The 20832-nt window shown below is 39.9% G+C and carries 16 protein-coding genes and 1 pseudogene; 13 read left to right on the forward strand and 4 right to left on the reverse strand.

Translation table 11 applies throughout. The features are described from left to right. Positions 1–96: 96 nt before the first annotated feature. The 5 genes and pseudogenes from B3H30_RS17625 (at position 97) to msrB (ending at position 6025) form a co-directional block, all read left to right on the forward strand. On the forward strand, positions 97–1554 hold the full coding sequence (locus B3H30_RS17625) for an alanine/glycine:cation symporter family protein (RefSeq protein WP_286777168.1): 1458 nt from the start codon (positions 97–99) through the stop codon (positions 1552–1554). Next, positions 1538–2713, forward strand: a complete 1176-nt coding sequence (nhaA, locus tag B3H30_RS17630; RefSeq protein ID WP_286777169.1) for a Na+/H+ antiporter NhaA — start codon at positions 1538–1540, stop codon at positions 2711–2713. Before B3H30_RS17625 ends, nhaA begins: the two co-directional genes overlap by 17 nt. Positions 2714–2845: 132 nt before the next feature. After that, a complete protein-coding gene (locus tag B3H30_RS17635; RefSeq protein WP_088161367.1) occupies positions 2846–4645 on the forward strand; it encodes a chloride channel protein in 1800 nt (599 codons plus the stop codon). Between the two features lie 381 nt (positions 4646–5026). Next, positions 5027–5494: pseudogene (gene msrA / locus B3H30_RS24780) on the forward strand (peptide-methionine (S)-S-oxide reductase MsrA); the annotation flags it as partial. 33 nt (positions 5495–5527) lie between these two features. Beyond that, complete coding sequence (gene msrB / locus B3H30_RS24785; RefSeq protein WP_349675900.1) at positions 5528–6025, forward strand: peptide-methionine (R)-S-oxide reductase MsrB; 498 nt, start codon at positions 5528–5530, stop codon at positions 6023–6025. A 104-nt stretch (positions 6026–6129) separates the two neighbouring features. On the opposite strand, the gene B3H30_RS17645 is transcribed toward msrB, so the two are convergent. The 3 genes from B3H30_RS17645 to B3H30_RS17655 form a co-directional block, all read right to left on the reverse strand. After that, positions 6130–7323, reverse strand: a complete 1194-nt coding sequence (locus B3H30_RS17645; protein WP_286777171.1) for a DUF1501 domain-containing protein — start codon at positions 7321–7323, stop codon at positions 6130–6132. A gap of 118 nt (positions 7324–7441) precedes the next feature. Then, on the reverse strand, positions 7442–8713 hold the full coding sequence (locus B3H30_RS17650) for a DUF1800 domain-containing protein (RefSeq protein WP_286834739.1): 1272 nt from the start codon (positions 8711–8713) through the stop codon (positions 7442–7444). 187 nt (positions 8714–8900) lie between these two features. Then, a complete protein-coding gene (locus B3H30_RS17655; protein ID WP_070566557.1) occupies positions 8901–9257 on the reverse strand; it encodes a response regulator in 357 nt (118 codons plus the stop codon). A 273-nt stretch (positions 9258–9530) separates the two neighbouring features. Between B3H30_RS17655 and B3H30_RS17660 the strand changes: the two genes are divergently transcribed. The 3 genes from B3H30_RS17660 (at position 9531) to B3H30_RS17670 (ending at position 11804) form a co-directional block, all read left to right on the forward strand. Next, a complete protein-coding gene (locus B3H30_RS17660; RefSeq protein WP_286727629.1) occupies positions 9531–10625 on the forward strand; it encodes a S41 family peptidase in 1095 nt (364 codons plus the stop codon). A 201-nt stretch (positions 10626–10826) separates the two neighbouring features. Beyond that, complete coding sequence (locus B3H30_RS17665; RefSeq protein WP_286834740.1) at positions 10827–11063, forward strand: hypothetical protein; 237 nt, start codon at positions 10827–10829, stop codon at positions 11061–11063. 381 nt (positions 11064–11444) lie between these two features. Then, entirely contained in the window at positions 11445–11804 is a 360-nt protein-coding gene (locus B3H30_RS17670; RefSeq protein ID WP_286727631.1) for a response regulator, read from the forward strand. On the opposite strand, the gene B3H30_RS17675 is transcribed toward B3H30_RS17670, so the two are convergent. Beyond that, positions 11766–12116, reverse strand: coding sequence for a hypothetical protein (locus B3H30_RS17675; protein WP_286777268.1), 351 nt, complete (start codon positions 12114–12116; stop codon positions 11766–11768). The genes B3H30_RS17670 and B3H30_RS17675 overlap by 39 nt on opposite strands. 520 nt (positions 12117–12636) lie before the next feature. Here B3H30_RS17675 and B3H30_RS17680 point away from each other — a divergent pair. The 5 genes from B3H30_RS17680 to B3H30_RS17700 all read left to right on the forward strand — a co-directional run bounded on the left by B3H30_RS17680 (position 12637) and on the right by B3H30_RS17700 (position 20811). After that, complete coding sequence (locus tag B3H30_RS17680; RefSeq protein WP_158638888.1) at positions 12637–13221, forward strand: RNA polymerase sigma factor; 585 nt, start codon at positions 12637–12639, stop codon at positions 13219–13221. Positions 13222–13310: 89 nt separating this feature from the next. Continuing rightward, the gene (locus tag B3H30_RS17685) at positions 13311–14426 is read left to right on the forward strand and encodes a FecR family protein (RefSeq protein WP_204991194.1); all 1116 of its coding nucleotides are present in this window, start codon (positions 13311–13313) and stop codon (positions 14424–14426) included. Positions 14427–14598: 172 nt separating this feature from the next. Continuing rightward, positions 14599–18093, forward strand: a complete 3495-nt coding sequence (locus B3H30_RS17690) for a SusC/RagA family TonB-linked outer membrane protein (RefSeq protein ID WP_286834741.1) — start codon at positions 14599–14601, stop codon at positions 18091–18093. 112 nt (positions 18094–18205) lie between these two features. Beyond that, positions 18206–19543 (forward strand): RagB/SusD family nutrient uptake outer membrane protein, encoded by a 1338-nt coding sequence (locus tag B3H30_RS17695; RefSeq protein ID WP_286777266.1) that lies wholly within the window; start codon positions 18206–18208, stop codon positions 19541–19543. A 35-nt stretch (positions 19544–19578) separates the two neighbouring features. Further along, positions 19579–20811: a TlpA family protein disulfide reductase gene (locus tag B3H30_RS17700; RefSeq protein WP_208734274.1), complete on the forward strand. Its 1233-nt coding sequence runs from the start codon at positions 19579–19581 to the stop codon at positions 20809–20811. Positions 20812–20832 lie beyond the last annotated feature (21 nt).

Consider the following 20832-nt stretch of genomic DNA (forward strand, 5'->3'; position numbering starts at 1 on the left):
ATATTTAAAATACATAAACAAAATCTATTCGATATTTAAAGCAGCCTTGGCTGGTTTTCCCTACTTTTAGCCAGCCTACGAATTCAATGATACAACATGGACGTAATAATCAATAAAATTTATGATATCATCTGGAGCGACGCTCTGGTGTACCTTTGCCTGCTAACGGGGATATATTTTACCGCACGCTTCCGCTGCCCGCAGCTGATGCAAATACGGGAAATGATCCGTCTGCTTTTTAATGGCAACAGTTCCGACAAAGGTATTTCCTCCTTTCAGGCCTTTTCGCTTGCTATTTCAGGCCGGGTAGGTACCGGTAATATTGCTGGTGTTGCCACAGCAATCGCCATGGGCGGGCCGGGCGCTATTTTTTGGATGTGGGTAATTGCGTTTTTAGGCAGCGCCTCGGCTATTGTCGAAGCTACCCTAGGTCAGATGTATAAAGAGGTCAATGATGGCGAATACCGCGGCGGACCTGCATTCTATATCCTAAAAGGATTGCGATCCAAGACTTTTGCTTGGACCTTTGCGATTGTGACGATCATCAGTACCGGATTTTTATTGCCCGGGGTGCAGAGCAACAGTATCAGCGCAGCAGTCGAGTCCGCTTTCCATGTGTCGCCGAGTATCACCGGATTGGCTATTGCCGGACTATTGGCGATTATTATCATCGGTGGAGTAAAGCGGATCAGCACCGTTGCCGAATACGTTGTACCGTTTATGGCGGGCGCCTATATTCTTATGGCTCTAGTTATTATTGCCCTCAATTTTACGGAGATCCCCGGCGTTATCGCCCTGATAGTAAAATCTGCCTTGAACATGGAAGCTACCTTTGGCGCAATTGCCGGCATGGCAATTTCATGGGGTGTTAAACGGGGTATCTATAGCAACGAGGCCGGACAGGGCACAGCACCACATGCGGCGGCAGCAGCCGAGGTATCCCATCCGATCAAGCAAGGCCTGGTACAGGGGTTTTCTGTTTACGTCGACACCATGTTTGTGTGCACCGCAACAGCTTTGATGATTCTCTTTACAGGGCAATATAATGTTGAAAATCCAGCCGGAGGATTTCTCGTCCAACATCTTCCGGCGACGGAAATGGGACCCGCCTTTACCCAACAGGCCGTTTCACATCATTTCCCCAGCATTGGAAATGCTTTCGTCGCGTTGGCGCTGGCCTTTTTTGCGTTCACGACCATTATGGCTTATTACTATATCGCCGAAACCAATATCAGCTTCGTTAGCCGAAAAAAACAACATAAAACCGTGCTTATCTGGATTCTGCGACTGCTCATATTAGTATCTACCTATGTCGGATGTATCAGTACAGCCAAATCTGCCTGGACACTGGGCGACATTGGTGTCGGGCTTATGGCTTGGCTCAACCTGATTGCAATACTCCTGCTTCACAAAAAAGTTGTCGCTATTTATGCAGACTATCGCGAGCAGCAGAAGTCCAAGAAAGACCCTGTATTCGACAATTCCAAATTTCAGTTTCCGAACATGGACCTATGGTCCAAAAAGAACACGCAACACCATGAGCCAATTGATTAATCTTACCGTATTTAAAAATTTTTTCAAGTCAAGTAACGCTGGCGGCATTTTATTATTTATCTGCGTCATTTTATCCCTCATCGTAGCCAATACCGCAGCTGGTCCTGGGCTGCAATCATTTTTGGATACACCCTTTGGTTTCGATTCTGACACCGTACATTTAAAATATAGCACACTGCTTTGGATCAATGATGGATTAATGGCTATCTTTTTTCTGCTCGTGGGACTGGAGATCAAGCGTGAGATCGTGGAAGGCGAACTCTCCTCGCCTAAACAAGCATCGCTCCCGATCCTTTGCGCTATTGGTGGCGCCATTGTACCGGCGCTCATCTTTTTAAGCTTCAATTCAGGGCAGGCGACAGCAGGTGGCTGGGGTATACCCATGGCGACAGATATCGCCTTTGCATTGGCCGTAATCGGTATGCTAGGTAACCGGATTCCAGCAAGTTTAAAGGTATTTTTGGCCGCTTTGGCTATCGTGGACGATCTGATCGCCATTTTGGTGATTGCTTTTTTCTATTCGTCGGGCATTGAAACCACCTACTTACTGTATGCAGGTATCGGTATGGTTATTCTGTTTGTCATGAACCGCATGAATATACAAAACCCCTATCTGTATCTGATACCAGGTGTATTTATCTGGTATTTTATTCATCATTCGGGTATACATGCTACTATTGCTGGTGTGATGGTGGCGATGACTATCCCGACCAATGATACAGACCTTGAGTCGCCCTTAGAACGTCTGGAGCATGCGCTTGTCAAGCCTGTCAATTTTTTTATTATACCCTTATTTGCATTTGCCAATACCAATATCAGCATTGAAAGCGAGATGCTTACAGGATTGGTCGCTCCGATGGGCCTGGGTATTAGCCTTGGCTTATTACTGGGCAAGCCGTTGGGCATTTTAATCATGACTTTTGTCTGCTCTAAACTGGGGATTAGTAGTCTCCCGGAAGGAAGCTCATTTAAACATATCCTGGGTGTAGGCTTATTGGCTGGAATTGGCTTTACGATGTCTATATTTATTTCCATCCTGTCCTTCAGCGACGCGCTGCATATCAAAGAAGCGAAGTTATCGATTCTGCTGACCTCCCTGCTGGCGGGAATTTTAGGTTATTTGGTATTGTCGGTGTTCGGCAAAAAAAGTCGTGTATAAGCCTATTTATGTAACAATACGTTAGTATTAATACCTACTATAAGACGATACAAATTATTTGCTTGCAATAATGACTATATTGGCGCACGCTACTTCATCTGTGCGTAAGTTAGTATGCTGAATAGTTCAAAAATGGCAAATTTTAAAAAGACTTTCTATAAAAAAATAGACCATATCAACCAATGGCGTATGAGAAAAGTTTCGAATCGGAACTTTATCATCATCTTGGCCTTTTTGGTCGGTATTGTTGGCGGGCTCATGGCATCCGTTTTAAAAAGACTGACTCATTTTATTGCGACAAGTATCCAGAACGATATTGACTGGAAATTAAAGTATTCTTTGTATCTGGTTTTTCCGTTGATCGGTATTCTGCTGAGTGTATTATTTGTCCGAAAATTTATCAAAGGCAAAAAGATAGAACATGGCATAACACCCATTATCTACGCGATCAGCCGAAAAGGAAGCCGACTGGATCCCAGTAATATTTATTCACAGGTGGTGACTTCAGCGATCACTGTCGGATTTGGAGGTTCCTGTGGTTTGGAGGCTCCCGTTGCCTTGGGCGGATCTTCTATTGGTTCAAACATTGCGCGTTTTTTTGGATTACAATATAAAGAAGTGACCATGCTACTGGCCTGCGGCGCAGCTGCAGGTATTGCTGGCGCATTTAATAGTCCTTTGGCAGGAATGATCTTTGCCATTGAAATTCTGCTACCCGAATTTTCCATCCCTGTGTTTATTCCACTGCTAATTTCCTCTGCAATGGCATCGGTGGTTTCGCGGCTGCTCTACAGTGAACCCCTATTTACGAACTTTAATTCCTACTGGCAGGTATCCGCCTTATTCTTCTACCTGCTAATGGCTGTACTGATAGGCTTATACACCGTATATTTTGCGCGCGTATCTGTCGTTGTCAACCAATGGTTTCGGAAAATCAAAAACCCTTATAACAAGGTATGGGTGAGCGGTGTTGCGCTGGGTCTTATGATCCTGGTATTTCCTGCGCTATACGGCGAGGGCTATCTGACCATACAGCAAATTTTGAATGGGCAGTTCAACGCAATTGTCAAGAATAGTTTATTCTCCGAATACCACAATATGGGTTTCGTAGTATTCGGTTATACCCTATTGACGCTCTTCGGAAAATCATTTGCCGCACTTTTTACCCTGAATGGTGGTGGCAATGGTGGCGTATTCGGCCCAAGTCTGGTTATGGGTGGACTAATGGGCTTTGCATTTTCTTATGGAATCAATCTGACAGGGTTTGCAGAGCTGAACGTTCCTAATTTTGTCGTAGCTGGCATGGCCGGTGCCCTGAGCGGCATCATGCATGCACCTTTAACCGGCATGTTCCTTATTGCAGAGGTGACCGGAGGCTATACATTGATGGTTCCTTTGATGCTTGTATGTTCAATATCTTACCTTATCAATAGAACAGTGCTCAAACATTCGATCTATACCAAAGTGCTCGCAGAATCGGGAGACCTAATATCTTATGAAGATAAAGACCGTTCCGTATTAAGCATGATGCGCATCAAATACGTTCTGGAAACCAACTTTGTGATTTTACGTCCCGATGAAACCCCTAAATCTAGGCAGCACGATATTATTCATAGCAAACGAAATATATTTCCTATTGTGAGCCATGATGGCAAATTCATCGGGCTGGTCAACAGCGAATATCTATTCTCGATTCTACTTGGCGAATTGGAAGGACTGGAAAGTACCTTTGAAAAACTCGCCCAGAAACCCAATGATATTGTACTGATAAATGAAAATATGGAATCCGTGATGAACAAAATGAATAAAGAAGATACCTGGATCCTACCTGTGCTCGGACTTGAGAATAAGTATATGGGTTTTGTGTCAAAATCAAGTGTGTTTAATAAATATCGGGCATTGCTAATCCGCCAGGGGCATTATCTCGAATAGGAAACAATAAACATCCATTTAAGTTTAAAAATGGGAAGCACTATCCGTCAACTTTTAGCAACTCAACTATAGATTTCTATCGGTAACTGTATCGTATTGTCTGCTTCAGGTAAAAAAAGTACCATCATCCTAAAACGCTCTATCGATCTTTATGGAATTTCATAACTAGATATATCTTACCAATAACGAAGCAAAGAATCCCAATTTTTAAATTGATTAAAACCGATCTGGATCTTTACATCGTATATTAAAAAACAAGAATGGAGAAACGCTATGAAACAGGTATTTTTATTATTATTACTAGGATTAGGCTTATTTATGCTCAGCAAATTTGGTTTTTCACAGAAAACTGGTGATTCCAAAATAATTAAAAAACAAGCTATGAACCCTACTGGTGAGAACGAGCAGGTTATTTATTTTGCAGGGGGATGTTTTTGGGGTACGGAGCATTTTCTTAAGCAGGTCCGCGGGGTGACCGCTACCGAAGTTGGTTATGCCAATGGCAATCTAAAAAACCCAAGCTATGAGCAGGTTTCCACAGGAAAAACAGGCTTTGCGGAGACTGTCAAAGTCACTTACGATCCACAAGTCGTTGACTTAAAGCTGCTCGTAGATTTATTCCTAAAGACTATCGACCCGACCTCGCTCAATAAGCAAGGAAACGATATCGGAACACAATATCGTACCGGTATTTACTATACAAATGATTCAGCAATTCCGGTTATCAAGGAAAGCCTTGCCGAACTGGCCAAAAAATATCCGGCAAAAATAGTTGTTGAACTGGAACCCTTACAAAATTACTACGACGCTGAGACATACCATCAAAAATATCTCGACAAAAATCCAGGTGGCTACTGCCATATTGATCCGGAATTATTCGAGATGGCTCGCAAAGCCAATCCTTCTCCCGCCAAAGATACAGTTGTGTTACCGACCTACAAAAGAAAGGACAAGAGCACACTTAAAAAAGAACTTACAGCACTACAATATGATGTAACACAAAATCAGGCAACCGAGCGTGCATTCGATAATGCATACAATGATGAGTTCAGAGATGGAATTTATGTAGATATTACTACCGGTGAACCGCTATTTGTCTCGACCGACAAGTTTGAATCAGGCTGTGGATGGCCCAGCTTTTCCAAACCGATCAATCCAGACTTAGTCGAAGAATTAACTGATAATTCTCATGGCATGCGCCGCACGGAAGTACGTAGCAAAACTGGCGACGCTCACCTAGGACATGTCTTTGATGACGGCCCTGCCGACAAAGGGGGGCTACGCTATTGCATCAATAGTGCCTCTCTCCAATTTGTGCCTAAAGAAGAAATGAAAGCCAAGGGTTATGAAAAATATTTGCCCTTGCTAGCCAAGAAGTAAATGGTATATTTTAAAAGGCTCTTAGCAAAAACTGATGCAAGTCTGCATCAGTTTTTTTGTGCGCTGCTACCCCGAACAGTACCGTATTCATACAGCTGTGTTTTTTAAATAAAATCATAAATCCCATTTTTCCATCCCAATATTTTGGCGGAATCCGCATGTAGCCAGTTTTTCAGCACTGTTGCATATACTTTTCGAAAATCTTCCGTATACTGGAGATCCCCCTCATTGAGCTGGGTCAGGTCAGGCAAGGCATTGAGCAGGCCCTGTCTTTTCAAGCCTCCGGATAGAAAGAAAAGCTGGTTGGCCGTACCATGGTCTGTGCCATTGCTGGCATTCTGGGCCACCCTGCGCCCAAACTCCGAGAAGGTCATGAGCATGACATGCTGAAAAAGGCCATTTTTCTTGAGGTCGTCCACAAAAGTTACCACGGCATCATTGATGGTGTGGAATAGGCTCTCCTGCCGCTGCTGCTGATTGATATGCGTATCAAAACTACCGACCTGCAGATAATATACCTGTGTATTGATATCTGATTTAATTAAGGAAGATACCGTCTTCAGATCCTTTCCAAGCACAGAATCAGGGTACGCTGCCGCGGTCTTACTGGCTTTACTCTGTTCAAAAATATAATCGGCATTGTTTATCGTATCACCCAGGGTCTGATACAGATAGGCTACTGTTTCCTCTTCATGCTGATGCTGATGTTCCTGATAGAGTGTACTAAAGTACTCTTCACGGCTGGTCTGATAAAGCTTTTTGGGGTCTTTAAACGCAAACGCTTTTTTCTTTTTTCCCTTGAGAGCAAGACTTAGCATATCATTCACTTCGAGCGCCTGCGTCGGATGATCGCAGTCGTAACAGGCTTGATCCAGGTAGCGGCCTATCCAGCCACTCTCCAGATACGCATCGCTACGGCTCGCACTATGCCATATATCCATGCTGCGGAAATGCGATTTATTGGGATCGGGATAACCGACATTGTTGAGTACAGCCAGTTCGCCACGATCATAAAGTGTCTTGAAAAAAGATAAAGCCGGATGAATGCCCGCTTCATCCGTAAGGGCCAGCGCATTATTGACCGCAATCGTCTGCCGTTCCCGAAAATAAATATCATTGCGTATCGGCACAATAGTATTCAGCCCATCATTGCCGCCACTAAGCTGCAAGATGACCAACACCCTATTTCCCCTTTCCAGTGCTTCGGGCGAGGACATGGCTTTTAAGAAATTGGGCAGCAGCAGCGATGCTGTTGCGAGTGTACCTGCTTTGAGAAATTGGCGTCTTTTGATGAACATGGTTTCCTATTTACGATTAACAAAGTTGATATTCGGGGATGCTCATGACTTCAATAATAGTTCTACGCCGGCTTCCACCAGCGTAGCTATCGCGCAGTTTCTTATCAAACGAAGGCTGCTACGACAGCAAGAGCTCAAAGGGATCCCGGTCGGCAAATACAGCCTCGACCCCAGCCCAGTCAATGGATATTTTGGGATTTTTGTAGGCCTTAGCCAGCGCCCGCGACTGTTTTAAACCCATATCGAGGTCGTCGTCATTCTGCGCATCAAGGTCCAGCGGGCGCAGGCCGGTCCATATCTGTGGAATCTGCATCCGTAGTAATAAGGTCGAGCTGTCGATCCAGGCTTTTCCCGACGGCCATCCCGCCACATTCGGCGGATACAAGAGCATCTGCCCCAGCAACTTTTGATAAACAATCAGGTTTTCAGGATTCGCTATTTCCATGGGTAACATGCGCATGATACCGGCCATGAGTTCTACCGGTGACTTTATTTTATTACCGACATTCTTGGAGTCGTAAAACCAGCTTGCTGTAAACATGCGGTCGAGCAATTGCTTGATATTGTATCCAGAATCGTAGAAATCTCTACCCAACGAAACGACGGTGTCCTGATCCACTTGTTCGTTGACTAGAAAACGGTAGAGTTTTGCTGTGATAAAACGGGCCGTAGCGGGTTGATCCAGTATAATATCCAAAACGGCATTACCGTCAAAATTCCCGGTTTTCCCCAAAAATGTTTTGCGGCCCGAGTCATGAAACTTTTTACGCTCCAGGAACTGGCCATCCTTATCATACGACCAACCCGTAAATGCGCGTGCAGCTTCCCTTACATCCGATTCGGTATAGTTACCAGGCCCCATGGTAAAGAGTTCCATCACTTCGCGGGCAAAGTTTTCATTGGGGTGATCTTTTTTATTCCGCTGGTTGTTGAGGAAATTGAGCATCGCCGGAGCTTTGGAAACGGCAAACAGCAAATCCCGAAAATTTCCGAGCGCATTTTTCCTGATTTCGTTGAGGATATGAGCGCTAAAATTGGAGTTGATAACCCGGCTAGCAAAATGGCCGTGCCAAAAAAAGGACATTTTCTCCCTGAGCTGATCTTCGCTATGCACCATTTCATTCAGAAAGTTGAGGTTGATTTCAATATTACGCTTTCGGTTGAGCTGCTGAACCTGCTTTTTTTCTGCGGCATTCAACTTGGAAAGTGCAGTATAGTCGAAATCGTTCTGCTCCATATTGAAACTGATCGGATGAAATTCACGTTTTTGGGCATATTGGTTCCAGAGGACTGCGGTAGACTGCTGGTCAAAAATGGGAATCTGCTGTAGGCTCATCCCAAATCCGGCACGATTTGCCAGGTGCATATTTTTTTTAAAGTCGGACATCATCCTGTTTACTTTTATACCTAAATAACGAATTATTTAGCTATGTTAGCTTACAGGAAGGTTCGATTTAACAAACATTAAGCTAAATTAACAAAGTGACTACCAGCCCGAAACTGCGACTTTAAGTTGGCCGCAATATGTTCTGCCCGCTTTTTTCATGAAAAGCCGATACATTTTTAAGTTTGGTCCGCTACATTACTTTCTCTACTAAATCATAGAGATCATCAAGTTCAAATGGCTTTGCCAGAAAAGCATCTGCTCCGCATTCGTCGGCTACTCTTGGCGCTCTAGCACTAGCAGACATCATGATAATGGGCATGTGGCTATATTTTTGCCCAGTTTTTAGCTCGCGCACAAGTTCATCACCGGTCAACCAGGGCATCATTAGGTCGATAATCAACAAGTCAGGTTGCACAATTTCAATGAGGGCGATCAGTTCTGTGCTTTTTGATGTGCTGATCACTTCAACGCTGTCACTTTCTAAGGCAATGGCTAATACATCTAAAATAAGAAGTTCATCATCGCAAATGACTATTTTCTTTTTCATTTTTTCGAATCTTTAATACGTTTATAGTTTCCTGAGATGTGCCTTCGTGGTTATACAATAACCGCGTAAACCATTATATAGCAGACTTTGCATCTTGTAAACAGTACACTATAGACAGCCGAGGTTCCACTATAGTTTTAATAAAGACGAATCAAAATCAGCAATAAGATTCATCCGTACTAATGCATCTTTTCTTCGCTGTGTACGCGTGTATTTTCTATTTTTAGTCTATATTTGTAGGATCAACAATTATTAACATTTCTGATTATACACATGAACACACGCGTCCTATTTTTATGGCTATTGCTAAGTTTACCTATCTTAAATTTCGCCCAAAACTGCAATTGTGAATCCAATTTTTTGTGGGTAAAAAAAACGTTTGAAGAGAATGATGCCGGTTTTCAATACATCATCAGCAAGAAAGGCCGGGATGCCTATGAATTGCACAATAAAATGTATCTCGAAAAAGTTAAACACTTGTCCAATAATCAGGAATGTGCTACATTACTCAATCAATGGATCCGTTTCTTTCGTAATGGACATATCGGCGTAAATTATATTGGAAAAACAAAGAAAGGCGAAAAGGTTACCGAACAAAAAAAGCAGCCTATTGAAAAGGATCTAAATCCATTAAACGCCACAAAGCCATTATTCGAAAAAATAAATGAAAACACGGTTTACCTCCGAATTCCTGATTTTGAAATATCCGAAAAAAAAGCAATTGACAGCCTTATATTGGCCAACCGAGCAACCATCTTATCGACCGAAAATTTTATTATTGACGTTAGAAATAATCCAGGCGGAAGTGATGCGAGTTATAGTAGCCTTATCCCCTTCTTATATACGCAGCCGATTAGAACCGTAGGTGCATTATTTTATTCGACAGATTTAAATAATCAACGCATGTTGGAGCTGAGTCAAAACCCCGATTTTGACGAGGAGTCTAAAAAAACGTTCAAAATCTACTACGAAAAATTGCAGGCCAATAAAGGTGAGTATGTCGATTTATTCAATAAAAAAGTAAACATAACCAAGCTGGATACCATTCAGCCTTATCCCAAAAACATAGGGATCGTTATCAATGAAAATAACGGGAGCACGACAGAGCAATTTCTATTGACCGCCATGCAAAGTAAAAAGGTAAAATTGTACGGTAGAACAACCAAAGGAATGCTTGATATCTCGAATGTAAATATCGTTACATCACCCTGTGGCGATATTGAACTGTACTATGGATTATCTAAAAGTTATCGTATTCCAGACTTCCCTGTAGACGACATCGGATTACAACCTGACGTATTTATTGATAAAACCATTGATCCTTCGAGTTGGCTAAATTTTGTGCGCGACCATCTCAATGGAAAATAAGATTAAGATAAAAAGTTTAGTTACATTTATTTTTTTTTGCAATCTGCATCACAGCGGATATTCCCGGCGCTAAACTTTTCAATTTTAGCGCCGGATCCATAAAAGAAGCTACATTTCTATTAAAATTGTCCGCAAGTCTACCAGGTTATCATTTAAACTTAGTACATCCTGTTTCGTATTTTTTTCGTATATTATCTCACTATGAAAATAGTAGACATCACAAAAGACACTTTAATCAGTGCTCAGAAAGAAGGATTTACCGTATTAATCACCAAATTTAATTCAGATCCGTTAAACCCAACCTGGATTGTCGACAAGGTTGAAAACGACAAAATAGACGCGAGCAAAAAAGCACTGAGCGAAAACTATCAGCTATGCTATTCCCTTAAAGAAGCTATTCTGACGATTGATAATCGCCCCTTTATCGGAAAATTATAATTAAGCCATTAATAGCGTTTGATCAAGGTATAATCCTCTGCACAATCAACAGCATGTATTGTTTCAAAAAGCCGTTGAGCTAACGTGTAACAAAGCAGGATAACAATAGAAACATGCTTAAGAATTATTTAAGCATCATATTTTTTTAACCTAGCGGACCAAACTATCCTTAAGTTTGGTCCGCTTCTTATTTCTGCATTTCCAACTCATTCAATCAAAAAATTAGCCAAAAAGGACAGCGTAAGCCCCCTAATAGCCTGCATTGCTAGCAGCTCACTGATAGCCTTACTTTTGTTCTGTTTCTCCGAACTGAAAATTGCGCGTTGCCCTGTTTTTTGTATGCGCTTTTTTCCTATATTTATCCGATAAATTTCAAAAGAAATGACAAAAAAGAAGGCTGTAGTTATTCAAGATAATGAAGATATCTTGAATATAATGGATGAGGTCTTAGTTGATGAGGGTTTTGATGTGATTCCATCGCTTACGACTGAACCAATTGAAGAGCTTGCAGATATTGATCCCGACATTCTTATAGTGGATGACCATATTAAAGGAAGTAAAAAAGGATCCGAGGTGATCAAGGAACTCAAAGCTGATCCAGATACCGAAGAGCTTCCATCTGTCCTGACATCGACAGCCAGCGATATTGCAAAAACCGCCGCCGAATGTAAAGCCGACGACTTTATTGAAAAACCCTTTGATTTAGATCATATGGTCGATGTGGTTAAAAGAAATAGTTAAAACAGCATAAAATATACCTGACCTACGGAGCGCTATAAAAGGGACTATACTTGAAACGCAAGTCACATTATACATGCCCGACAAAATAATCTCAAGAATATTTCTCTCCAGATCGCCAAGAAAAAGATCACTGTTTTTACAGGAGTCTCCGGATCGGGCAAGTCGTCTTTGGTCTTTGAAACCATAGGTGCTGAAGCCCAAAGGCAGTTCAGCGAAACACAGGGCAGTTTTATCCGAAACCGGCTGCAGCACATCGGCGTTCCGAATGTGGACAAAATCGACAACCTGAATGTCCCTATTATTATCAATCAAAAAAGATTGGGCGGTAACGCACGCTCGACCGTAGGAACGGCTACCGACATATATGCTTCCCTGCGCTTGCTTTTCTCGCGCATGGGAACACTCTTCCGTTAGCCAAAATATTGGCTATTATAGCTACTTTTATTTCATTTGTCTGCATGTTAAAATTAGTTTAAATGTAACAAGACAAAGTTCCACATCTACGAGCGGTCAGTTGTAGTTGAATCGTGGATATTTCTAACCAAATTGAGGGTAGATTTCAATATGGATAATTCACAAAAATAGATGCTAGCTAAAAACATAATAAATTTGTTTTAAAAGGTCGGTAATTAGATGGTTCAAGTTCCATTTTATAAATGATCAACAAGAGAACAAAACACAAGCGAATAATTTAATCGATGATCCAGTACAATCTAAATTCAGTTTGAAACGGAACAAAACACACTAGCAATGAGCTTCATGCATACTTTCGAAAACCTTTCAAACAAAATGTTTACGAACAAAGCCCTTCAATATTTAAAACTTTCGTATATTGCCGCACCTAATATCTACAACCGTGTACAACAAACTGAGTGATATAGAACTTATTGACCTACTCAATCAGTACGATCATAATGCTTATACAGAAATCTATGAACGATATTGGTCCGTTTTATATGTGCATGCCTTTCGTATATTACAACATGAAGATGAAGCATTGGATTCCATCCAGAATGTTTTTGAGAATTTATGGAATAAGGCTGGAAGTCTCGTCGTGCAATCTTCATTAAAAGCTTATTTATTTACCTCTGTGAGAAACTCTTCCTTAAATGCTATTGAAAAAAGCAAGACACGAAGTATGTATATAGATTCTTTAAATGAATTTGTGGATATTTACCGTTCGTCAACAGAGGAGGAATTATATTTTAAAGAGCTATTAAAAAAATTCGAATCTGAAATCGAAAATTTACCCCCAAAAATGCGTGAGATCTTCTTAAAGAGTAGAAATGAAGGATTGTCTTACAAAAAAATAGCAAAAGAGCTGAATATAACTGAGAACACGGTAAAAACAGTTCTTCACAGAGCAGTTTTACAGTTAAAAAAGAAGCTAAACACACTAATAACATTCCTTTTCTAAAATTTTTTGTTTTTTTTTTAAAAATCAACGTATACTTTCACTCTTTCCGCCTGTCTTTATATTATAGAGTTTAGACTATAAAGAAATATATGGACAACAATAAAGCTGAAAAGCTTCTTGAAAGATATAATAAAGGTAAATGTACCATAGAGGAAAAAAAATTAGTTGAAGACTGGTACCTCCATATGCTGAATAAAAATGAGCATATCACAGCATCGTCTGAATTGTATAAAGTAAAAGCCAAATTGGACAGCCGTCTCTTTTACCAAAGAAAATCTAGGGTGTTCTACCGCTATGCTGCCGCTATTCTTGCATTTGCAACATTCACTGGCATACTTTACTATTCACGTGATCTGCCTCAGAAAGCACCAAACCAGAAGATTGATAATAAAGAAATTGCTGCCGGAGGGAATAAAGCTATCCTCATACTCGCAGATGGAAAACAATTTGATCTAGGCTCGTCAAAAATAGGTACTATCACACAACTGAGTGGAATAAAAGTCGACTGCGATACTGTTGGGCAGATAACTTTCAATGTTCAAGATAGACCACTTAAATCTTTCTCTGAAAAGATGAACAGCATTGTAACTCCAAAGGGAGGCCAATATAAAATCATCCTTGAAGATGGCACCAATATTTGGTTGAACGCGCAGTCTATGCTAAAATTTCCTGAAAGATTTGCTAAGGATAACCGCTCGGTCGAACTAGTTGGAGAAGCCTATTTTGAAGTTGCGAAAAATAGAAATAAACCTTTCATTGTTAGGACTAAAGAACAGAATGTAAAAGTACTGGGAACCCATTTTAATATCAGCTCATACGCTGATGAGCGTATAGCCCGTACGACGCTTATTGAAGGCAGCGTCTCAGTAAGCGACAATATCTCACATCGATCTGTTGTATTAAAACCTGGAGAGCAGATCCTGATCAGTGGAAATACAATAGCAGTCAAAAAAGTAGACACTCAGGTCGATGTGGCCTGGAAAGAAGGAGACTTTATTTTCAAGAATGAAAATATTGAGAGTATTATGCGAAAGGTCTCCCGATGGTACCAAGTAGATGTGGATTTCATAAGCAAGAAGGAAGATATCACCTTCAGCGGTATGATATCCAAATCAAACAATCTGTCAGCTATACTGACAATGCTGGAATCAACAGGACAGATCAAATTTAAATTAACAGGAAGGAGGATATCTATTATAATGTAAACAAATTGATAAACTACTTGAGAAAAGAAATCTGGAATGCGCTAACATCCCAGATCAAAAAACTTTGGATCAAGTAGTTAAATAGAAGCTCGAACTCAATTCAAATCACTAACCCAAATTAATCAAATATATGATTTTTAAATTTATTCCCGTTGAAAGACGGAGATTCTTTATGCGAGTAAATTTATCACTTGTTTGCCTTGTCGCCATGGGGGGGCTCCAGGCATATTCCAAAACCTTTGCGCAGATTTCAATTCAGCGCCAGAACATTACACTGCCACAATTATTTCAGGAAATTCGCAAACAGAGTGGCTACGACTTTTTTTACAAGGAAAGCTTATTGTCGGATAAAGATCCTGTAAATATTCAAATGCAGAATGCCTCTATTGAGAAAATCCTAGATTATTCGCTAAATGGAAAGTCCCTCACTTACGATATCAAAAACAGAATAGTTGTTATTAAACAATTAGAAAATAAGCAGCGAAATATTGTTGGAAGGGTTATCACCGAAGATAGATCGCCTCTATCTGGAGCCAGCATTAAAGTAAAGGGCCAGCCAAGAGTATTTTTTACAGACGAGAATGGTCATTTCTCTATATCCGCATCGAATAAAGTAACAGAACTTATAATTTCATATATCGGCTATAAGGACTGTATTGTCAGGCCCGGTGATGAATTTATGGAGATTAAGATGGCCAAATTGGATAATCAGTTGGCCGAAGTGAATGTAATTTCGACTGGTTACCAGAAGATCAAGAAAGAACAGCTTACGGGTGCTGCCTCCACATTAAGCGAAAAGGACTACCAACAGCGGGTAGCCGTAACCGGTAACTTTCTAGAAAATCTAGAAGGAAAAGTCCCAGGACTAGTCTACAATAGTATTTCTGGAGAACTTTCCATTCGTGGTGTCAGTACTTTTGACGCAGTAAAAAAACCACTTATCGTGTTGGATGGTTTTCCTACTGAAATCGACATAAACTCCATAAACCCAACTGATATCATATCAGTGAGCGTGTTAAGGGATGCAGCCGCCGCTTCAATTTACGGTGTCCAGGCATCAAACGGTGTTATTGTTATAGAAACCAGAAGGGGAAAATCCGGTAAACCAACGTTCACTTTTAGAAACACTTTTGCTTTTGATTCAAAGCCCGATTTCGATTATATGCGCTATCTCGATACAAAGGAATTCATAGACTTACAGCGTGATATGGTCAGTACAGGCGGTGACGATAGATATTTTTACTCAGATTATAACCCAATTGACCAAGTTACAAGTATACTATTCGATCTTAAAGATGGCCTTATAGATAACAAGCTTGCAGAAGAGAAAATTGGCGCTATAGCTTCTTACAACAATCTTGCGGAGTATAAACGGTTATTTTATAGACGTAGACTTGTCAATAACATCAATTTTGATATCAGCGGAGGTACGGAAAAAAGCACATATCTAATTGGTGTCAACCATATCGGAGAAAGAGCTCAGAAAGTAGGTACAGATAATAAAAAAACCATTTTAAATGTTGCCAACACTTACAAGTTCAACAAGAATATTTCATTTGATTTTAAAGGAATTTATTCAAATAACAGAATAAAAAATGGTACTACACCAGATTATAGTGACCTCCTCCCCTTTGAGAGGATTGTCGACGAAAATGGTAATCCACTCCCGGCTACTTTTGGTGAATTCAGAGAAAAATTTTATGTAATAAATAAAGATTATAACGAGAGAGCCCAATCCCTAGGTTTGTATGACCAGCTTTATTACCCATTCGGAGAATTGTCCGCTACGACTCAAAAGACATCACTCAATTCTTTCAGGGCACAAGGCCGCCTTAATGCCAAAATTACTGAGTGGCTAAATATCGATCTTGGCGGCGCTATTGAAAATGAACAGGGTGTGAACGACCTGCTTAAAACAGAGGATTCTTATAGAGTAAGGTATCTGGTAAATACTAAGGCAAAAAAAGATCCAGCAAATGGAACCCCTTTATTCACTGACCTGCCTCAGGGAAATTTTCTGACAAAAGAAACACTTAAAAATACAGCTTACACCCTACGTGCTCAGGCAAATCTCAATTACGAAACAAAAGATAAAAAACATAGTATTTCGGGAATCATTGGTATTGAACAAAGGCAAGTAAAAGCTGAATCATTTAAAACAACATTCTTTGGTTACGATGACCAGTCTCTTATCAATAAACCTGTCAATCTTCAGGTGCTTAATTCAAGGATAAAACCAGCCTTCAAAGAAGTCGGAGACTACGGATCAAGTTTTAATAGCAATGACTATTTTGGAGAAAAATATAGCGACAGAAGGTTCCGTTCATTTTATGGACAAGGAACTTATATGTTCAAGCATAAATATATCGCTACTGGAAGTATCCGTATAGACCAGTCTAATCTGTTCGGAGTAGACGATAAGTATAAAAACAAACCGCTTTGGTCATTAGGAATGAATTGGCGTATGGGCGAAGAGGAATTTATTAAATCTGTTTCCTGGATCAATTCATTACAGATTCGGGCCGCCTCCGGCTTTAACGGCAATGTTCCAAGTAGCTTTAACGGACCTTTCCTGATCCTAACATCCGGACTTAATAATAGGTTTAACACTTCAGAGGTCTTTTATGATGTACTATCACCTGAAAACCAATCCATCCGCTGGGAAACAACAACTAACTACAATCTGGGGTTAGATTATGGATTATTAAAAAATAGAATATCAGGTTCTGTAGACCTTTATTATAAAAGAACAAAAGATGTATTTGGTACGATGTCCGCAGATCCAACATTAGGATTTAACCAATATAGTGCTAATACGGCTTCTATTGAGAATAAAGGTCTTGAAATATTACTGACTAGCGTAAATATTGATAAAAGCATCTTCAAATGGCGAACAAGTGCAACTGCATCCTTCAATAAAAATAGGGTTATTGAAGTACAGGCAAAAGATAAAACATCATCCCTAGATATCATATCAGGCACAGACCTACAGAAAGATTATCCAATGAATGCACTATTCAGTTATAGATACGCTGGACTGAATAATTTAGGACACCCTGGAGTTTACGATAGAAACGGTAATGTGTTAGTTTTAAATACATACGACGATGCCGTCATTGATGTCGATTTTGATGATCTGGTCTACAGTGGCACAACAAATCCCAAGTATGTGATCGGTCTCAATAATCAGTTTTCTGTAGGTTCTTTCGATTTGTCTTTTCTTTTTATGTATTACGGTGGCCATGTTATGAGAGTCCAACAGCCCAATCCTGATGAACTACAGAGCGGAAATGCAATAAAAGGCTCTTCAAACTACTGGAAAAAGCCAGGAGACGAGCTTGTAACTGCAATACCGGGACTCCCTGAGTATGGAACTCCTGAGGACTTTATGTATTCCGCGCGGTATGGGTATACATACGGAGACAGATATGTACGTAAAGCAGACTACATTCGGCTGAGAGATATCATCTTAACCTACAATTTGAAAAATGACTTCCTGCAAAAGGTCGGTCTATCCAATACTCAATTTAGGTTTCAGGTTCAGAATCCATTCAAATATACATTTAGTGGAAATGATATAGACCCCGAATCAATTGATAGACGGACAGGAATAAGGACTCTGCCACAAACTTCATTTTATAGTTTGACATTTTCCACTACATTCTAGCTTTTGTTCGGAAAACAAAAAAGATAAATATCGAAAAATATGACTTTAAATTGGCTAATAAGTTCCATAAAACAGCCAAACCCATCTTCCTGATGGAATAATACATTATAAAATGATGAAAAAAATACTATTGAAATTTTTGATTTTATTAACACTACTAGGTATTCTATCCTGTGGAGACTTTCTGGAAGTAAAGCCCAAGGGTGTAGTCCTGCCGGAAAAATTGACTGACTTTGAAAGCATGTTAAATTCCTTCACAATGACCCAGTCTTTTCCTTCTGCCCTACTTTATTGTACAGATGATTATTATGGCACTTATAGCGCCAAAGATAAAAGTGTCAACGCCAACCTATATTTCTGGCGGGAGGAAAAAGATATTAATGACCAGGTGAGCCCGGTTATCTGGGGGCAATTGTACAGGATCATCTACGATGCAAACGTTATCATCAACAATGTAATGTCTGCTACCGGCAGCAATGATCAAAAGAAAAAAGAAGTGCTGGGAGAGGCTTTATTAGCTCGTGCAGATGCCTATTTTACACTCCTAACAGTGTATGCAAAGAGCTATAATATAAATACTAAAAATACGGACCTAGGACTACCATGGGTAACAACGACAAATGTAACTGATAAAGTCCCCCCAAGAGCATTAATCCAGGATAATATAGACAGTATTGTCAATAACACCCTGCGTGCAATTGACTGTTTGCCATTAAATAATGTAAATCGCTACAGAGCAACAAAAGGTGCCGCAAAAGGATTTCTTTCAAGAGTCTATCTATATATTGCCGACTATACTAATGCCGAAAAATATGCCCTGGAAACTATGGCCGTAGCCCATAAACTAACGGATTATAATACAATTACGTCAAGTGATGACCTACCTATTGCCGATCTTGATCCTGAAATTTTATGGCAGCGTGGAAGTGAAGATAGAAATGTCCCGGTATTTATGTTGTATTCTGATGAGCTAAAAACATATTTTGATGAAAATGATCTAAGATACAGCATTTTGACGATCAGTAACAACAAAGGAATCAATCGAGGGGGAGCATATGGGGAAGCAAATTTTGGAATAACTTTTCCGGAAGTTTATTTGACCCTTGCTGAACTGGCGGCTCGTTCTAACCGTACCGCTGCTGCTATGGAATATCTAAATATAATCCGGAAAGTTAGAATAAAGGCTTCTGCTTATCAGCCCGCTACTTCACTGAATAAAGATGATGCTTTAAAATTGGTATTGGCAGAAAGGAGACGGGAATTAGCTTTTGGAGCCACACGCTGGATGGATATGAAAAGACTGGATAGAGATGGCCTGATGAAAGACGTCAAACGTATTAACAGGGAAAATTCTGAACTTCAGGAGACATTAACGCCACAAAGTAATCGTTACACTTTTCAGATACCAACTCGGGTGAGAAAATTCAATCCCAACATGCAAGTCAATTAAATGAACATAAAAAAATTAAACAAGATTTTTATCACATGAAAAATATAACACTATTCCTATTTTTATTCTTGAGCATTTCCGCTTTTGCTCAGTCATCTAAGCCAGTCCTTGTTGACGATTTGGTCCCAGAAAAATATAAGATTTCAAATAACTACTTTCCAATTATAAAAGGTAGCTATCTATACAGTATATATGCATTGTCAACAAGTGATTTTATCAGTAAGGCAAGATCGCTACAAAAAGATATCAACGATACTTTTACTAATGAAACGGATACAGGTGCCAAAGCTTTAAAAACAAAAGATGTAAATTATTTCATCAAGGAGGTCGCAGACACTTACCGCAGAGGATATGGAGAAGATTCTGTTTCTTTGGAAGAATACTATAGACTTATTGGAGCAAAAGCAGATAAAAAGCAGCTGGATTCGGCCTATCAAAAAGCATATCCAAAGAAAATGAGCGAAAGTGACAAATTGCTATTGCAAAATTTCATCGCTGAAACTGAAGAAAATGTCAATGATGAGGACATGTTTAAAAGGTCTGCCAGCTACAGGGAATGGTTAGAAAGTAGAATCATCAAATTAAAGCGAACTAAATATAACGAAGAATCCCCCTTAGGGTATGACGGCGAATACATCGTCCAACTGAATGTCATCAATAGAGAAATTACCAACCCATTTATGAGGGAATATCTTAATTTTGACTATACCTGTTCTATTTTAAAAATGGTAAAAAATATTGAAGCGAGAGAACAGGCCTACTCTAATTTTATGAAGGTGGTTGTAAGCCCCTATTATAAAGATGAAGTATCAAAGGTATACGCTAATTTTAGAAAAACAGCTGATAATAAACCATCTCCGGAGTTCAATTTTAAAGATGTAAACAATAAAAGCGTATCCCTTAAAGATTTACGGGGCAAATATGTATACATAGATATCTGGGCAACCTGGTGTGCCCCTTGTAAAGCTGAGATTCCTTATTTGCAGAAGATAGAAAAGTTATATCACAATAAAAAAATATCCTTCGTAAGTATTTCTGTTGACAGAATGAAAGATTATGAAAAATGGTCAACTTATGTAAAATCCAACAACTTAGGGGGAACACAACTTATCGCTGATAAAGACTTTAATTCAGATTTTATAAAAGATTATAACATCAGTGCAATCCCTAGATTTATTTTAATAGCCCCTAATGGAACAATCGTATCTGGAAACGCAAAAAGGCCATCAGACCCGGAACTAAAAAAGCAATTAGATAAAATACTTTAAAATAAAAAGATTAACCTCTTG

The sequence above is a fragment of the Sphingobacterium sp. UBA7038 genome (assembly GCF_002494055.1).
Taxonomy (GTDB): Bacteria; Bacteroidota; Bacteroidia; order Sphingobacteriales; family Sphingobacteriaceae; genus Sphingobacterium; species Sphingobacterium multivorum.

Coding starts and splice junctions, on each gene's coding strand:
- B3H30_RS17625 (WP_286777168.1), top strand. CDS start 97: ATGGACGTAATAATCAATAAAATTTATGATATCATCTGGAGCGACGCT.
- nhaA (WP_286777169.1), top strand. CDS start 1,538: ATGAGCCAATTGATTAATCTTACCGTATTTAAAAATTTTTTCAAGTCA.
- B3H30_RS17635 (WP_088161367.1), top strand. CDS start 2,846: ATGGCAAATTTTAAAAAGACTTTCTATAAAAAAATAGACCATATCAAC.
- msrB (WP_349675900.1), top strand. CDS start 5,528: ATGGCTCGCAAAGCCAATCCTTCTCCCGCCAAAGATACAGTTGTGTTA.
- B3H30_RS17645 (WP_286777171.1), bottom strand. CDS start 7,323: ATGTTCATCAAAAGACGCCAATTTCTCAAAGCAGGTACACTCGCAACA.
- B3H30_RS17650 (WP_286834739.1), bottom strand. CDS start 8,713: ATGATGTCCGACTTTAAAAAAAATATGCACCTGGCAAATCGTGCCGGA.
- B3H30_RS17655 (WP_070566557.1), bottom strand. CDS start 9,257: ATGAAAAAGAAAATAGTCATTTGCGATGATGAACTTCTTATTTTAGAT.
- B3H30_RS17660 (WP_286727629.1), top strand. CDS start 9,531: ATGAACACACGCGTCCTATTTTTATGGCTATTGCTAAGTTTACCTATC.
- B3H30_RS17665 (WP_286834740.1), top strand. CDS start 10,827: ATGAAAATAGTAGACATCACAAAAGACACTTTAATCAGTGCTCAGAAA.
- B3H30_RS17670 (WP_286727631.1), top strand. CDS start 11,445: ATGACAAAAAAGAAGGCTGTAGTTATTCAAGATAATGAAGATATCTTG.
- B3H30_RS17685 (WP_204991194.1), top strand. CDS start 13,311: ATGGACAACAATAAAGCTGAAAAGCTTCTTGAAAGATATAATAAAGGT.
- B3H30_RS17690 (WP_286834741.1), top strand. CDS start 14,599: ATGCGAGTAAATTTATCACTTGTTTGCCTTGTCGCCATGGGGGGGCTC.
- B3H30_RS17695 (WP_286777266.1), top strand. CDS start 18,206: ATGATGAAAAAAATACTATTGAAATTTTTGATTTTATTAACACTACTA.
- B3H30_RS17700 (WP_208734274.1), top strand. CDS start 19,579: ATGAAAAATATAACACTATTCCTATTTTTATTCTTGAGCATTTCCGCT.